Consider the following 16,722-nt stretch of genomic DNA (forward strand, 5'->3'; position numbering starts at 1 on the left):
CGGGCTTTTTTGTTTTTGTATCTGGCACTTTCTGGCAGCTGTTAGCAACGGGAAGCACGGTTTTTTCAATGGAATTTTTGATGGTACTCTCTGGTTTCGAATTCAGGTTTGAAAAAGTACCATGTGATAAATTTCGGTTGAGTTATGGTATTTATTTTTTATAACTCAATTAAAAACAGAGAGTTAAACAAGTTTTCTGAATTTTTTACAACATGGTATTTTTGATAAAGGAAAACAATAAAACATGTTGACTGACACCAGGCTGCGTCACCTTAAGCCGAAGGAGAAACTCTATAAAGTTAATGACCGTGATGGTCTGTATGTTGCGGTCACTCCGGCTGGAACTATTTCATTTCGTTATAACTATTCAATAAACGGAAGACAGGAGACCGTTACTTTTGGCCGCTATGGTGTTGGAGGGATCACGCTTGCAGAAGCGCGTGAACGGCTCAATGAAGCTAAAAAAATGGTTGCCAGTGGAAGATCGCCAGCGAGGGAAAAAGCTAGAGATAAAGCTCGTATCAAAGATGCGGAGACTTTTGGTGCATGGGCTGAGAAATGGTTACGCGGTTATCAAATGGCTGAATCGACGCGTGATATGCGGCGTTCGGTATATCAAAGGGAGTTGAAGTCAAAATTTGCGCAGCAGAAATTGACCGAGATTACACATGAAGACTTACGCGCATTAACCGATAACATTGTCGAGAGAGGGGCACCGGCGACAGCTGTGCACGCCAGAGAGATTGTATTGCAAGTCTATCGCTGGGCTATTGAGCGCGGTCAGAAGGTTGAGAATCCCTCTGATCTGGTACGGCCTGCAAGCATAGCGAAATTTGAGCCTCGTGACAGGGCATTGACGCCAGTTGAAATTGGTCTGATGTATCGGTACATGGAACGGGTAGGAACGACGCCATCAATCAGAGCAGCGGTTAAACTTTTGCTGTTAACGATGGTACGTAAAAGTGAGCTTACTAACGCAACCTGGAAGGAGATCAATTTTAGTGAGGCATTATGGACGATACCAAAGGAGAGGATGAAACGACGTAATCCACATTTGGTTTTTCTTTCCAGACAGGCAATGGATATTATGATTGCTCTCAAAACCTTTGCCGGTAGCTCTGATTTTATCCTTCCTTCGCGGTACGATTCCGATGCGCCAATGAGTAGCGCTACTTTAAACCGGGTTTTGACACTGACGTATCGTCTGGCTCAGAAAGAAGGGGACTTGTTACCTAAGTTTGGTCCCCATGACTTACGGCGTACTGCCAGCACCTTGCTACATGAGGCCGGGTACAATACTGACTGGATTGAGAAGTGCCTTGCCCATGAACAAAAGGGGGTACGAGCTGTTTATAACAAGGCTGAATATCGTGAGCAGAGGGCCGAGATGCTACAAGATTGGGCGAATATGATTGATGAATGGACTAGTAAGTAGTTAATAATCAGTAATTTAAGTGGATATACTTCTTTTATCTACGCCAGGAGAGCAATTTTAGCCGCTAAAATTTACTGAATCTTTACTGGTTTTATCTGGATTGCATAAAAAGGAAAAATAAAAGTGCCTGAGTTGTCTGTAATTATACAATGGATGAATCAATACCCTAAGACCGGCTGGCTATTGCTGTGTATCTATATTGCACTCGGTGTAGTTCGTCACAGAGTAATTAATGCTGAATCTGGAAGTGTATTTCGTGGACTACTCAATCTTAGGAAGCGCCGGCTAGAGCAAATGCTGACACAGCCATATTTGAATAAAAATGCGGTCCGTCTGGCAAAGCGTGAGCTTCGTCAGCGCAGCCTTTATCGGCTCACAGGCTTGTATAATTATCGGCTGCAGGATTTGGCTGTAATAATGTGTGATCGTTATGGGTTGCGGGCTGGTTATCTCAAGCCGTGGCGTAACTGGCTCGAAGAACGGGATGGACGGATTGTGTTCAACAGGAAATGGCATTGTTTTCGCTGGCGTCTTTTTCTGGTAGGTCAGATTGTAAACACAGTTCTACTAATATTATTCATTATGTATATAGTTTCTCATTCTTCGGCCGAAATGATCGCACCGCTTATGTTACTCTTCATGCTTGTATGGTGGTTTCCTTGGCTAATGATCACCTCGGTACCTACCCCTAGGTGGACTCGCGAAATGGAAGTCTATCTTGAGAAATTTAACGCTGAACAGACCATGGTTTAAACTGTTCTTTGTTACCATGCATTCAGAGTGAATTGTCAGAGTTTTGGAAGATTCCATCCTACGAGTAATACTCACAAGGTAATTCACATAATCAATAGGTTAAGTCATAAGCTTCTTGACCCTACATGAGAAGACGAATTTTAGCTGCTAAAAGTTTGGGCATATTTGGACTTAAATGCCACCGACATGATTCTAATAATTAAGCCAGTACCTAATGAGCCAAGAGAAGACAACTGTAAACGCCCCTTGGCTTAGACTTGCTTTCAGGAAAGCGAATGCTTTTTATGGTCAGGGACAAGTAAGGGGATGAGCCATTGCATAACCATAAAACCAATTCGTTCTATGTCATTACAGATCGGCTTCAGTGATTTACTGGTAAGGTAGTATCACTGTGATCCGTTTTGCATAACGCTTACAGCTGCGCTACAAACAATAAACTATAATACTGTATTTTCAAAATCATCAATTTGAAGCAGGGTAATCGCGAAAAACCCTCGTAAGTGGCTGGTTATAATTCAATAAAGTGGATGATATTAAGACTTAAACCGCCACCATAATAGCTCGTGGATATACTATTTTAAATATAAAATTCTTTCCTCACAGACGCTAAGGCCTTGGACACAGCCTGCTTTGTCATAGTTGTGTAGTGATTTTTTTCTAAAACCTGTGCGGTTTCAAACTGGTTAAAACCTTGGTGTTTTAATATGATTATTTTTTTCTTAGTATCAGTGAATTTGGAGTCAACCATTCGTCTGGCAATATTCCTAAGTTTATCTAGATCTGCTGGGGTTAAAGTTTGACCCTGCATCCACTCATGAAAATAGGTATCAATCAATATATCCCCTGTGTTTGCGTTAGCTTTATGCGGTTTAGCGCATTGCCGTCTAAGCCTTATTAATTCTTTATTGAACTGTTCGAGAGACCGCTTTCCTTGTCTGTATTTGGGATTCCATAGACCATTGGTGAGTTTGGGCCTATGGTCAGAACAATATCGATGACTAAGGACCTGTTTTTCATGAACGGGGAACTCATTATCGTTAGCAACAAATTCTGATATCTCACTGATCAACTTGGAAAATTCGGTTAGATTACCGCAGAACTCGCAATAACCGAGCTTACGCTGTGAATTTATAGTTACTCCTTTTGCAGGAGAGGATTTCTTCGGCCGCTTGGATGCGCACTCACTGACTAATTCAATAAGAGACTCAATCGTAGCGGTAAAGCATTTATCAAGAGAAGTTTGTTGATCTAAAGTCAGAACGAAATTACGCAAAAGAAGTCTTTGTGCCTGTACTACGACGTTTAAGCCCACTTTTTTAAGTACATCACTAAATCCTAGATTTACTCCAGAAATGTAGTCTTTATGACTTGGTGGCAGGGAATTTACATAAGCAGCTACTGCTGGATCAATAACTTCCTGTATGAGACGCAGTATTGGATACCTCCGTGAAAATATGGAGTACGGATAACTACGCTCTACAAATAATTTAATTGCAGCTGCAACTGTGAGGTCACAGCCTTCCCAGATAGTAATTTTCATGTCAACCATTTTAGCCAATGAATAGGTTTTAGCAAGTGGTAATGCTTGGCATTGTATAGGCCTGATTGGAAACAGGAGGAAGGCAGATGCAAACAAAGGCACATAGCACGCTCATTAACAGAAAAACACTTCTGGAAATGATCCCATTGTCAGCCCGCACTATTTATAACCTTGAACAGCGAGGCGAGTTTCCTCGCCGTATAGCACTTACTAGTCGAAATGTTGCATGGCAGTTATCCGAAGTGGAACAGTGGATTGCGGATCGTAAATCAGCAATGTTTAAAGCGGCCAGACCCGGTGTTGTTTTAGGTAGGTAACAGCAATGTCATTGAACATAATGGAAGCATTTGAAGCTAAGCCACAACCAATTGATTACGTCTTGCCTAATTTGGCTATTGGTACTATCGGAGCGATTGTTTCTCCGGGAGGCGCTGGAAAGTCAATGCTGGCATTACAATTGGCTGTGCAGATTACTTGTGGTGTAGATCTTTTAAACTTTGGTGAATATCCGACTGGGTTGGTAGCATATTTACCTGTGGAGGACTCTGAAACCATCGTTCACCATCGTTTATATGCTTTGGGAAAATATCTAACAGCACGTCAGCAGCAGATTGTAGCTGATAAGCTACTGGTCGAACCTTTGGTAGGGAAGTGTCCAAATATTTTCTTGCCGGATTGGAGCAACTTGATCAATGAAGTTTCAAAAGGTAGACGTTTAATAATTTTGGATACTCTTCGCCGTTTCCACCAGGAGGATGAGAATAATAGCGCAGCAATGTCCAAAGTCATTGGAAAGCTAGAAGGTATTGCTGCTGATACTGGATGTTCGATTATATTTCTACACCATTCAAACAAAGGCGCTGCCACGATGAGGGTTGGTGATATACAGCAGGCAAGCAGGGGTAGTAGCGTCCTGGTTGATAATATACGGTGGCAATCTTATCTGGCGGGCATGACCGCCTTGGAAGCGAAGACGTATGGTATTTCTGATGATGTTCGAGGTCAATTTGTTAGATTTGGAATAAATAAAGTAAATTATGGAGAACGTGCGCCAGATCGTTGGTTACAGAGACATGAGGGGGGAGTATTAAAAATAACGGCGCTCAGCTCGAAGAATAATAAAAAGCTTACTAAAGAAAGAACATCTACCTGGAGTGGCGCTGACAATGACAACTGGTAATAAAGTGGCACCCACAAGTACAGCTTGGCAAGCCCGAGTAATTCTGTACCAGCCAAGCCAGCGTCCTAAGGAGGTGAAGGGACAATGGATGGAGACTAGTTTTGGTCGTTGTCGTGTTACCGGACGGCTCGGACAGCGTCATGCCGATATCGTAGAGACAATATTATATGTTGCCGAGCAACGTCGTGAAATTTCTGATGGTGGAATCGAATTATTAGTAGATCCAGCGAAAGTACGCCGAACGCTATCCGATGCACAATACAGTTATGGTCGTATACAGAAATTGCTTTTAGATCTGCGCGTCGCAACAGTTGAAATTATAACGCCAGAGCTGGAGAAAAGCGGCGACTGTATAATAGGGGGACTGATCGATCATGTAGTGCCATCACCTATGACGCGTCCAGATCCTTTGACTGGGGGAGAACGCCGTTTATGGCGTGTCCGTCTGGGTGTTGCATTAGCGATGTTACTCAAAAAAGATTTGCCATTTTATTATCATCCTGGCCCCATAGCTCGGCTACAACATGGTATTAGCCAGGCAGTCGCTCGTCATGTCTTAACCCATAGGAATAATCCTTTAGGAGGGTGGTATATGGATACGTTGATATTAGCAGTGTGCGGTGAAGGAACGAGTAATATGACTTTACGTAACTATCGTCGGAGATTGAAAGAAGATTCCGTGCAATTGCTGGAAATTGGAATTGATTTGAACGGTTCTAGGATAAAACGTGTCACAACGGCCCGATATTGTGTCACAACGGCCCGATAGCGTGTTATAGCGGCCCGGTAGCGTGCTACAGCGGCCCGATTTTTTACTATTCAGCAGTATTTACAGGATCGTTCAGGATCTACAGTCTTTGAAATCACCTGCCTGAGCAGGCGCTTTCAAATCTAGAATCGGCCAAAGGCCGATGGTTGTACGCCAGAAGAAGAGATTACTTACTCGTTTGGTATATTGACACTTGAGGTAGGTTTTATGACATATGAGGTACGCCCCTAGCTTTAGGCATAGGGAGGAAGATTTTAGCCGCTAAAATCTGTAATGCACATGCTTTGACAATGTAAGTAAAAAAGTGCATGAGAAAATAAAATAGTTCTTACAATATATCGAAACATAAATACAGTTGGTGGACGCCCATTTATAACTACTAAAGGTCATTTTCAAAAGGGAGAAATATAGTTTCCTTGCAAGAAACACATTTGCTGCAGATCTTTACCCGAGTAATCCTATATTAATACGCTAAGAAAACACATCCTGTACACTGAAATACACATTGATGTGCACAGATATACTACGGCAACAGGAGGGCAGGACATGTAAAGTAGGCCCACCGCTACGGTGTTCCAACTTTACCACTCCCTATTCGCCGCATCGCGGCTCAAGGGCGTCCTGCTCTGCGAGGCTGCCAGGCTACCGCCTGTATGGAGAGCTATATGAAAGTTACTCAGACTAGAAAAAATAGTACGCCAATAAAAGTTTATTGTTTACCCGAAGAAAAAATTCTCATCCAAGAAAATGCAGAAGCATCTGGATTAAGTGTTGCCTGTTTTGTTCGTAGAGTTGCAATGGGTTATCAGGTTGATTCTATCGTAGATATAAAACAGGTTAATGAACTTAGCCGAGTAAACGCTGATCTTGGAAGACTTGGCGGATTACTTAAATTATGGCTCGCAAATGATCCTCGAACAGTTGATTTTTCACCCACCCTGATAAGAACCTTGCTTGCGAAAATAGAATCAACTCGGCAAGAACTAAGGAACATTATGGATAAAATCTTGGATAAATAAATGTGTGGTTTCCTATATACCTGCGTCTGTTAAAAGACAGTGTGTTAAATATTACTGAACTGATGAAAAAGAGGTGAGCAAATGAATTTAATGTTCCGAGTGGTTTCATTACAAAGAGGGATTTTAGCCGCTAAAAAAGCTTTAATAGTTCCTTTCTTGGCGTCCGTCATGACATTACCGGTTAAGGCCGGAATTCCCGTTATTGATGGCACTAATGTGGTTCAGACCACAATCAGCGCAGTTAACAACGTTCAGGCTGTGACTAAACAGATCCAGCAGTACCAGACGCAGCTGCAGCAGTATGAAAACATGCTCAAAAATACCGTCGCACCTGCGGCCTATATCTGGGATCAGGCCAATTCAACCATCAACAAATTGTTGCAGGCGCAGGACACTCTTAATTACTACAAAAATCAGGCCGGGAGTCTTGATTCATATCTGAAACGTTATCAGGACGTGAATTACTACCGCTCATCACCGTGCTTTAACAGTAATGTTGAATGTACTGCAGATGAAATCAGCGCACTGCGTAAAGCAGAACAGAACAGCTCTGAGGCGCGTAAAAAGGCCAATGACGCCGTTTTTAAGGCTCTTGATGAACAGCAAGAAACACTGCAAAGCGATGCTGATAACCTGGCAGATTTGCAAACTCAGGCAACCGGCGCACAAGGGCAAATGGAAGCTATTCAGGCCGCTAACCAGCTTGCAAGTGCTCAAACGAACCAGCTGCTGCAAATCCGCTCGCTCCTGGTAGCCCAGCAAAACGCTGCAGCAACACTGGCACAGGCTCAGGCAGATAAAGAATCACAACAGATAGCCGCTGATGAAAAAGCGTTAGCTGGAGAGAATACACCAAGCCCGAAGCGAATTTGGTGAGGAAACGCAGAATGAAAGATAATCTTTTGATTGTATTTATTCTGATCAGTTTATTGGCCATATGTTCTTGCGATAAAAATGATAAAGATTGTTTATCGACGCCAGATAATAAATTTGATGAAAATAAATACGATAAATGTGCTCTACGGAGTAATAATAAACCAAGCCCTAAACGAGAATGGTAATCATGAAAATAGTAAGTAAGCTCACCTTTCTAGGTATCATAATTTTCTTTTCTATAAATGCCTATGCTGGTCAATTAGATAGTAGCGGGCTACTTGATTCTTTATTAGATAAGTTTCAACAAGTAGCCAGTACATGGACAACAGTAATTGCTGACTATGCAAATTGGCTCTTCTGGGGGCTGGTATTAATAAGTATGGTTTGGACATTTGGTATGATGGCAATGCAAGGAGAAGGGTTGACAGGCGTACTTGCTGAAATAGTTCGCTTTTTTGCCGTCATTGGTTTTTTTTATTATCTTTTAATCAACGGCCCATCCATATCGCAATCCATAATTAATTCAATGAGGCAACTTGCAGCAAACGCTTTAGGAATAAGTACTGGTATTTCGCCCTCAAGCATAGTTGATATGGCGTTTGCGATATTAACAAAGGTCAGTTCAGCCGCATCAATTTGGTCGCCAATGATATCCACCATTATGATAACAGTAGCGATAATCGTTTTGGTAGTGATGTCCCTTATAGCGATAAATATGCTAATCATGTTGGTTTCTGCATGGGTGTTATGTTATGCAGGAGTTATATTGCTTGGATTTGGTGGTTCGAAATGGACCTCTGATATAGCAATTAATTACTTACGAACTGTTTTATCGATTGGCATTCAATTATTCACGATGACATTAATTATTGGGATTGGACAATCATTTATAGATCAATACTTTTCTCTTATTAAAGATGATGTTCCTGATCTTAATAGTCTTATCGTTTTGCTTCTGGCGTCAATTATCCTGTTAGTATTAACGAATAAGCTACCACTGTTGTTATCAGGTGTTGTAGGAGGGGCTTCTTTACAAGGGATTGGTGGATTTGGGTCAGGTATGATTACCGGCGCTGCCGCTACTGCCATCAGCGGTGCTGGAGCAATGGCAATGGGGGCATCAGCTCAAGTCAGCGGCGGAGCCTCTGCATTAAAGGCAGCGTTCGAGTCTGCGCAAGCTGCCATGGCCGAAGAATATGGTTCAGGCGGTGGAGGCGGTTCCGGTGGAGGATTTGGCGGCGGGGAAGATACCGGTTCTGTAGATACTTCTGGAGGCCAACCCTCAGGCAGTTCCGGTGGTTCGTCAGCAGGGAACAGTTCAGTTAGCGCCAGCGGAGGAAGTCAGGGGTTTGCTTCATTCTCACGAGCTGGCCGCATGGCAAGCCATATGGGAAGCAGCGTGGCCAACGGAGCTGCTGAGTACCAGAAAACGAAGCGAAGTAGCAATTCTTCTCGTGTCCAACAAACTATTGGAGGGGAGTTGGCGGCTCAGATACGTAAGCAAACAGCCACTCATCGGGATAACCGCGAACATGATGATTTTGCCGGTGATAGCTTATCGGGTAATAATAAATCTTGAATCACGTGCGTCAGTTAACGAGGTAGCGTGAGCTGACGCTTTCACTGTGCGAACCTTACTCCTGCAACTCAAAGGAAAAACATGTCCAGGACTCTCTATACACGGTTACGCATTGAGGGCTTCCGCAAAGCAGAGGCTTCCCTGAGACTTGAAGGAATGGACCCCAGTGGTACGCCACTGTACGAGTCCGTTAAAGCACGTATCATTTCAGGTGATCTGACGTATGAGCAGGGGCGTTCTGAGATTTTTGCATACTACACAAAATCAGATACCGCCGGGCCTGTGACCGTGGGAGAAATGCTGACAGAGGAATTTTTAAAACCGCTGAACAAGTCTCATGCTGAACTGGCGGAATCTATGGGTATTTGCGAACAGGATATTGACGATATTATCTGCGGTTTGCATCGTCTTACGGATGATGAAGCTCGCGTTCTTGCTGGCATATTTGGTACTGATGAGGACTTTTGGAGTAACCTTCAAAAGTTGCAAGATCGCAAGGAAAAACGAAGTAAGTAGCCTTCGTCCATCCCATGTTAGACCATACTAGCTGCTATTCACATGTCATGAATGTAAGAATATTTGTTCAAAGTCATTTCTTAGAGCAAAATTTTTAATAGATGATAGAAAAATGCAAGGTATGTTGGAAAAATAAACGAAGCGAGTACGCAAACGTCTTGAAATGCAGTAACATCATTCCGCCGCACTGGCAGCTCGCTAACGGTGAAAGGAGTTCATGTGAGCCAAGAAGATGATGATAAGTATCCAGCCAGCGCCGTATCCTCATGGAGCGGCTTCGTTTATCAAGGGAAAATTGCACTATATCACTCCCTTAAGATTATTCACGATGGCGACCTAGACTTTGAGCTTCAGCTAGACAGTAGTGACGACTTCGCTATTTATAAAAATGGAAAACTACATACAGCCCATCAAGTAAAAGCTAAGATAAGTAAATATCGAAGTGGTTACACCAAGGCGCTGGAACAGTCTACTTTGATCGAGCACGACAAAATCAAAGGGACAACTCGTTACTTCCATGTATCTGTCCCGCTAAGTAATACAGATGATCACAGAGGCGCTAGCGGAGAAGTAGTAAAATTCTATCGTTATGGAAACAACTATTATTGCGGCTTGGGTGAAATTGAAGGGCTTACCAAAGAGCTCATAAAAAATATATGTATCAAACAGCACATCATTGTCAGTGATAATCTTATAAATTTTAACTATTGTTTACTTTCTGAAAAAATCAGTACCAAGGCAATACACAATCATAAATTAAATCAGGTTGGCGGAATTTCAGAAAACAGAGCCGCATATGAGGGCCGTATCAAGGCCAGAAATATTTTAGAAGACCTGCTAACCGAAAACCCCTATCAGAACAGGGACTACTATACAGTTGCATTAAAGGCCAGGCTTCAAACTCACCTAGAAGAGAGATTGGATCAGGCGCTTCCAACAATGAGTGACGCTACTTACGAGAGAGCAAGATGTCTGTGTGAGCACATTCGCGAAACTCCTATCAATGAATTGAAAGCCCTCTGCCAGATGATAAAACCCTCCGAGCGATTTCAAGACGTTCAGACGAACGACATCAGGCGATACACAAAGCTCATCCAGGCTATTTCGGTGGAGCCTATATTCAACCATCTCCCACACTACCTTGACAGCGAAAATCGATTCTACGTACCTACCGCTCTTGACGTGGATGAAAGCGAAGAGTGTGAGTTTGACATGACCCGTGAAATAAAAAACAACGGAGATCTGCTGAGACTACTTTTTGAGTACAACCATCTAATCGCCAGCAAAGCGGAAGCCTCATTCACCTTTAATACAAAATTCACAAACTCAGATGACTTCGACGACAAGCAGACCACTGAAAAATTCGAAAGTAACATCACCAAGTCGCTATGCATTAGCGTGATAACAAAAGACGATGCGGAGAAACGACTGAATGATAAAGCAACTCATTGATGAAGCACTTGTTGCCCATGGCTTTGTTAGTAAACGAGACTTGGACAACACAAGCTTTTATATTCGCGAGTCAGGATCTGCTATTAGGTTCGCAGTTCTACATAATCTTGACGACCTTCCTGACCCAGCCGAATTGAATAATAGAATCAATCATCTTGCTCCTGATGAGTTTCTCAGAAACCCTAGCTTTAAGAAAAACTGCGACTTGATTTGTATTCATCGTCTTGATGTTCTGGCCAAGTTCAAGGATCACGAAGAAGAAATTTTCGCAATTGAGGAAGACCCGCACTTCTATAAAAAATATGTCCTCTATTACAGTATTGCGGAAGAAAGTGCACTCACTAATTTCACATACGACAAACTGGTATATGTTATTGCTGACAAAAAGGAATTTCTTGAATACAAAGAAAACCCTCTTATCGCCACACAATACAGCTTTGCGGCGAAGATCTTTATCAAGCTTCCTTTTTTAGAGTTACCTAGCCATCAAGAAAATCTTGTGTCCTTGAGGTTACAGGCAGCAGAGGCTGTTGCACAAGCCAGCCTTAACGATACGTATTTGACTATCCAAAAAGTCACAGACAAAAACGCCGACGAAATTATCAAGGAAATGATTAAAAATGAACTGGCAGATATCCAAGATTGAAGTCTCTAGCTTCAAAGCATTCAAGCATATCTACTTGGATCTTGGCAAGTCGTCTTTGCTAACTCTGGACGGCCCTAACGGTTATGGCAAAACAAGCATATTCGACGCAATCGAACTACTGCTTACCGGCCAGATCAGTCGAATACAAAATCTATTCAAAACATTATTAACCAAGAACAAGAGAGACTACGCGGACAATCTTTTCTGGAACAGCCGCTCAGGAGAGAACGACCTCTGCATTAAGATTGAATTTACTAATGATGGTCGCAAACTTGTTTTAGCTAGACATTGCCAAGCTGCAATATTCAAAAAACCAGTAAACAATCGTGCTGACAAATACGATAATTTCAAGCTTTATGAGCTGCCAGGATTCGAATCATCTGACTTCACTAAGGCAAATCTGCGCGACAACAATTTCCTTGACGAAATTTTCGGAAAAAACTTCAGGGAAAACTTCTCCTTTCTTAACTATCTGGAGCAAGGGCAAAACCGGCTGTTACACACTCGGGTAGACGAACGGAAGGATAAACTAGGAAACCTATTTAACATCAGCGATATTGAAGCCGAGATCGAAAGCTGCAACTCCGTATGTAGTAAACTCACAAGGTACATCAATAATCCTGAACGCACGGCAAAAGCTGCATCTCTTAAAGAAGAGATATCCACCCTAAAGGACACATTGTTGGCAGAGGCCGGGATCATTGAGTACAAAAAAATCTCGACGTCCGATGTCCAACCAGGGTGGGACAAGGAGGTACTGTTCTCAACTTATTCGTCGGTAGACCATGCAGCCTACCAGGAATCAGTTCGAAAGATTATTGCCCTTCTGCCACTCAAAGCCACGATAAAAACCAGAGTTCACAACGAGGCAATTGATGCCGACATTGAGCGTAACGAGGAATCGCTGAGAAGTTTGGCGCAGTTTGGTAAAGACCTGGGCAAGCTTGATGTTCTTGAAGCTATCAAGAAGAGAATTGATGAATTAGAGCGTTCAGCAAGCATCATTAAACGCGGTGCCACGGTGATCAAGCTCGAAGAAGCCCGTTCATTACAAGGCTGGACGGATGGGCGTCTTGAGTGGTTTGAGTCACAAATTAATGCCCGAAACAGCCTACAAGTAAAAAGCAGCGCCAATGCGAACGTCGTAGCCGAATTGGAACGTCTAAAAAGGCAGTTACTTGGGGAACATAAGAAGTCTCATCCCGACGAGCAGTTTTGCCCTCTCTGTGGCGCTGACTGGGAAGATCACAAATCAATGGCGGATGCCATTGAATCAAGAACTAAACAGATCTCTGAATCATTAGGCCAGGATGGTAAGAGCTTAGTTAGCCTTATCACTGCTATGGATGCTGAGCTGAAACTCATCGACACCTTTATACAAGACAGCCTGAAACTCCTCACGCCTACATTTGTATCAAATCTTCATGCAGGGCTAACCAGAATTAAGCTTCGGCTGCCGGCAATAACACTACTACGGGAGAAGCTGCAGAGCGAGAACATTCAATTTACTGATTCATTTACTGAAATTGATGATTTAATAGATGAGCGACTTGAAAAGCTCAAGGAGATTCTAAGAAATAAAAAACAGGTTGAAGCTGATGCCTTAGCGCTGCCGGAGGATTGGCGAGAGACCACAAACTGCGCTTTCAAAGACCTGCAGGACTTCTACATAGTCACGGCTGAAGATCTGAAGGATAAAGAGCAGTACATATCGATTAAAGCTAACGAGGCTCAAAGCTCTAGGCTCCAAACCTGTATTAACGATCTTAAGATTATCGAAAAAGAAACCCTGGCAGCCCAAAAAGCACAAGGTAAAATCGAAAAGCTCCGCAGCATATTGAAGAAGACAGAGCAGAATTATACTGACCAGACAATTTCGGCTATTGAGTTCATATTCCACATCTATAGTGGTCGGCTGATCCAAAACTACCAGCGCGGCTTGGGCCTGTTTATCGAGAGTCGCGAAGGTACGCAACTAAGGTTCCTGACTGCCGAGAAGTCTGAACACGACGCAGTCATGTCCATGAGTTCTGGTCAGGTGTCTGCCCTTAGCCTTGCTTTCTTCCTTGCGCTCAATAAGGTCTATGCTCGGGTGCCTCTTATCCTGATTGATGACCCGTCGCAATCACTGGATGAAGTAAACGTTGCTTCCTTGACTGATCTACTCCGTTGCGAACTAAAGCATTGTCAGTTGGTCGTCTCCTCTCACGAGGACGATATTTCGGCTTATATGCGCTACCGGTTCGACAGAGCAGGTTTGACAGCAAGTTCGCTCAACATGCAGCTCTTGGCAAAAGAAACCTTTTAAAACCGCCCGTGGCTACCTGAGAGCTGGGTGGCCACAGGGAATTGTATCGTGGTCTTCCCTGAGGCTCTGCGCTCAAGCAGCTCTGGGGCGGATCCGCAGTGCTACCTTCCAAGCCCTAAAAGAAACTGATCAACGCGTTCAAACAGATAGGTATTAGGATCTGAGCCTTCGTCTTTGGTTTTCAGCAAATCTATTATCTCTGGTACCGATAGGGGAATGATCAGCTTCCCATGTTCTCTCATCGCTCCGGCAATTACGGCCTTAGCAGAGTCCGCACAGTCCTCATGTGAAATCACAATCGCAACCTTCCTGAGGGCTGAGGGGTATAAATAACGCTCAGTGGTGACGATCTCGTTCTGGGTAATGGGCTTGCTGTAGTTCTTAAATTCAAAGACCACATATCTGCTTCCCAGGTCTTCGAGCATCAGACGCCACACCTCGGCTGCCTTTGCCAAGATCCGGCACACCAGATCCCTACGATGCAAGGTATCTACGGTACGAGACTGCACGTGCCAGCCGTGTAGATCTTTTTCAAAGAGATATTTAAGAGCGTTAATGCAGGCATTCTCGAAATCTGTAGCCATATCGCGGCCACGCTCGATTTCTGCTAAGGCCTCGGCCAATACCTTACCTTTCTTAGGTTCCGGTGTCGGTTCATCAGCACCAGTAATCGCGGACGATGACGAACTAAGGCTCAGAGTTTCAGCACTCTTAGGTGTGTCAGCTTCGAATATCTCTTCAAACAGGGTCAAGATCTCAGGGAATGGGGCTGCCATCTCAAATAGCTTCGTTTCGTCCCAAATCTCAACAGCGGGGTATATATGGGCTACATTCGAAAAACGCTTATCCATGGGGCAGGAGATTGCCAGCACAATTCTGGCAGCACCGATCCTACTACCTCTGTCATGTGTGTGCTCTAGAGCGCGTTTAAAAATAGAAGATGGCGGCGGAGAACTGCGACGATAAAACTTTGTTTCGATCATAGTCAGAGAGTCTTGCTGACCATACGTGATATCGGGTTCTATTCCCTGTATATCCGGCTCCTCCATTACATTGTGCTTACCCAAACGTTTCAAAAGAAGCGCCAAAGCAGATGTAAAGGCATATGCAGCCTTGGCAACCCCATGCCGGTGTGATAGAGCCATAAATCTTCCTTACTAAATAAACGTCTTTTCTCGCATACTGCTGACGACTGCTCTTACCCACCATTAGTGAATACGAGAATATGTTTTCCCATCCAAAAGTCGTCGCACTTGAGGTACATTAAGTGCACTAATTTTAGCCGCAATTTCTTCCACTGATATTCCAACTTGATGTAGCTCACGAGCTTTACGCACTTGTTCAACTGATAGGCGACCTTCAGCGCCACAAATGATTTTTGCTGCGTAACTGTCTTCTTTCCATAATCCCGAAATAAGAAGGTTAGGTACTCCGCTTCGGGGAGTAGCTCGTTTGGCAGCTTTTATTGCGCTTCTAAGCTCTTTCAACGTTGGTCGATCTTTGTTGAGGACTCTAAGTTTATGTAATTCTCGAATACCTTTGAATCCACCCGGAATCATATTTAATGCTCTTCCCTCCGCCATTTCTATATCCACTCGGGCTTCTTCCCAAGCCATAATGTCATCATAAGATTGATTGACAACTAATAGTTCAGACATGAAATCGACGCGTTCGTTTTTAACGAAATGCCTCCAAGCATTATAGAATTTTTTGTTTTCGCCTGATTCAATACCACGTATATGTTCACTCATTCTTACCAACCAGTTACGTGATGTAATACCTACGTAGTTGTATCGTGGTTCTTCCGGGAGCCCCTCTAAAGTCTCATTCTCCTTGAGCCACTCACGCAAATACGAATCCGGGTGCTGGACAACAAGGCTATGATAGTAACCCATGTGACCGTTTGGTTTCAATGGAAAACCTTTCATGAGATATTGAATCGGAAGTGATATTCGCCAAATATGACCTTTGAACATCTCTTTGTATATATGCAATATAGCCCTATGTTGTTCTGGTGGTCGATAACAAGAACTACATTTGCAATCACCGAGGTTATATACCTGAACTGTTGATTCTAGCAACGTCTGTTCGCTCCAGCTTTCATGGAAGCGAGGCATGTCTTGTCTGGAACCATACCTAATTGTTAGGTCGAATGGAGCTGAATAGAATGAACGCTCCTTCATTAATTCTGGATGAGACACTAACTTGTGATTGTATTTTTCCATTTCATCAACTACACCAATCACTGTACTGTTATATTCTTTGCTAAGATATAGAGGTTTTATTCCTCCGCCGCCCATGCGAATAGTGGCTTCGTCATTCAGAGCTACCAAGTCAACATCAATTAGCTTAGCTAAAATATCTGATGGAAAAAAACCACCGATCAGGCGTTTAACTTTTAATGGGTCAATATAACGAAGTTTTTTATTTGGTTGTTTAAGAGTCTTACTCATAGGTTTACGACGAATTCTCATATCAAATACCTATTGAACGCCATTTGCTGTTGCTGGACACGAGTGAGTGAATAGCCCTCGTTAAAGTAGTCACATTATAGCATTTCTTGAAGTGGATCTATTTCAGAGGATACTTTGAAGCATCACAAAAATTTGGTCAATAGGTCTACTACTAGTAAGGGATTTATAAATCATT

The 16,722-nt window shown here is 43.2% G+C and carries 16 protein-coding genes; 13 read left to right on the forward strand and 3 right to left on the reverse strand.

Features of this window, described 5'->3' with window-relative positions; all coding sequences use genetic code 11:
- Positions 1 to 244: 244 nt before the first annotated feature.
- Both NMD08_RS07245 and NMD08_RS07250 read left to right on the forward strand, forming a co-directional pair.
- On the forward strand, positions 245 to 1,435 hold the full coding sequence (locus tag NMD08_RS07245; protein WP_023308177.1) for a site-specific integrase: 1,191 nt from the start codon (positions 245 to 247) through the stop codon (positions 1,433 to 1,435).
- 123 nt (positions 1,436 to 1,558) lie between these two features.
- Complete coding sequence (locus NMD08_RS07250; RefSeq protein ID WP_023308176.1) at positions 1,559 to 2,188, forward strand: hypothetical protein; 630 nt, start codon at positions 1,559 to 1,561, stop codon at positions 2,186 to 2,188.
- Between the two features lie 577 nt (positions 2,189 to 2,765).
- Here NMD08_RS07250 and NMD08_RS07255 read toward each other — a convergent pair.
- Positions 2,766 to 3,737 (reverse strand): hypothetical protein, encoded by a 972-nt coding sequence (locus NMD08_RS07255; protein ID WP_023308175.1) that lies wholly within the window; start codon positions 3,735 to 3,737, stop codon positions 2,766 to 2,768.
- A gap of 77 nt (positions 3,738 to 3,814) precedes the next feature.
- On the opposite strand from NMD08_RS07255, the gene NMD08_RS07260 reads away from it, so the two are divergent.
- From NMD08_RS07260 to NMD08_RS07310, 11 genes are all read left to right on the forward strand, one after another.
- On the forward strand, positions 3,815 to 4,045 hold the full coding sequence (locus NMD08_RS07260; RefSeq protein WP_023308174.1) for an AlpA family transcriptional regulator: 231 nt from the start codon (positions 3,815 to 3,817) through the stop codon (positions 4,043 to 4,045).
- A 5-nt stretch (positions 4,046 to 4,050) separates the two neighbouring features.
- Positions 4,051 to 4,908: a helicase RepA family protein gene (locus tag NMD08_RS07265; protein ID WP_050868165.1), complete on the forward strand. Its 858-nt coding sequence runs from the start codon at positions 4,051 to 4,053 to the stop codon at positions 4,906 to 4,908.
- Positions 4,895 to 5,677: a hypothetical protein gene (locus NMD08_RS07270; RefSeq protein WP_050868168.1), complete on the forward strand. Its 783-nt coding sequence runs from the start codon at positions 4,895 to 4,897 to the stop codon at positions 5,675 to 5,677. The genes NMD08_RS07265 and NMD08_RS07270 overlap by 14 nt, the downstream gene beginning before the upstream one ends.
- Positions 5,678 to 6,342: 665 nt before the next feature.
- Positions 6,343 to 6,696, forward strand: a complete 354-nt coding sequence (gene traJ / locus NMD08_RS07275) for a conjugal transfer transcriptional regulator TraJ (protein ID WP_001588179.1) — start codon at positions 6,343 to 6,345, stop codon at positions 6,694 to 6,696.
- Positions 6,697 to 6,777: 81 nt separating this feature from the next.
- Positions 6,778 to 7,572 carry a P-type conjugative transfer protein TrbJ gene (gene trbJ, locus NMD08_RS07280; protein ID WP_050868170.1) on the forward strand — a complete coding sequence of 265 codons (795 nt, stop codon included), beginning with the start codon at positions 6,778 to 6,780 and terminating at the stop codon, positions 7,570 to 7,572.
- An 11-nt stretch (positions 7,573 to 7,583) separates the two neighbouring features.
- A complete protein-coding gene (locus NMD08_RS07285; protein ID WP_023308170.1) occupies positions 7,584 to 7,757 on the forward strand; it encodes a hypothetical protein in 174 nt (57 codons plus the stop codon).
- A 2-nt stretch (positions 7,758 to 7,759) separates the two neighbouring features.
- The gene (gene trbL / locus NMD08_RS07290; protein ID WP_096968182.1) at positions 7,760 to 9,151 is read left to right on the forward strand and encodes a P-type conjugative transfer protein TrbL; all 1,392 of its coding nucleotides are present in this window, start codon (positions 7,760 to 7,762) and stop codon (positions 9,149 to 9,151) included.
- Positions 9,152 to 9,232: 81 nt separating this feature from the next.
- Positions 9,233 to 9,667, forward strand: coding sequence for a HigA family addiction module antitoxin (locus tag NMD08_RS07295; RefSeq protein WP_023308168.1), 435 nt, complete (start codon positions 9,233 to 9,235; stop codon positions 9,665 to 9,667).
- 219 nt (positions 9,668 to 9,886) lie between these two features.
- Entirely contained in the window at positions 9,887 to 11,119 is a 1,233-nt protein-coding gene (locus NMD08_RS07300) for an ABC-three component system protein (protein ID WP_050868172.1), read from the forward strand.
- On the forward strand, positions 11,100 to 11,765 hold the full coding sequence (locus tag NMD08_RS07305; RefSeq protein WP_053271423.1) for an ABC-three component system middle component 1: 666 nt from the start codon (positions 11,100 to 11,102) through the stop codon (positions 11,763 to 11,765). Before NMD08_RS07300 ends, NMD08_RS07305 begins: the two co-directional genes overlap by 20 nt.
- Positions 11,740 to 14,073, forward strand: a complete 2,334-nt coding sequence (locus NMD08_RS07310; protein ID WP_096968181.1) for an AAA family ATPase — start codon at positions 11,740 to 11,742, stop codon at positions 14,071 to 14,073. Before NMD08_RS07305 ends, NMD08_RS07310 begins: the two co-directional genes overlap by 26 nt.
- A 101-nt stretch (positions 14,074 to 14,174) precedes the next feature.
- Here NMD08_RS07310 and NMD08_RS07315 read toward each other — a convergent pair whose 3' ends face one another.
- Positions 14,175 to 15,218: a hypothetical protein gene (locus tag NMD08_RS07315; RefSeq protein ID WP_023308160.1), complete on the reverse strand. Its 1,044-nt coding sequence runs from the start codon at positions 15,216 to 15,218 to the stop codon at positions 14,175 to 14,177.
- Between the two features lie 63 nt (positions 15,219 to 15,281).
- Complete coding sequence (locus NMD08_RS07320) at positions 15,282 to 16,547, reverse strand: hypothetical protein (protein ID WP_050867976.1); 1,266 nt, start codon at positions 16,545 to 16,547, stop codon at positions 15,282 to 15,284.
- Between the last annotated feature and the right edge of the window lie 175 nt (positions 16,548 to 16,722).

The organism is Citrobacter meridianamericanus, from assembly GCF_041320245.1.
Classification (GTDB): domain Bacteria; phylum Pseudomonadota; class Gammaproteobacteria; order Enterobacterales; family Enterobacteriaceae; genus Citrobacter; species Citrobacter meridianamericanus.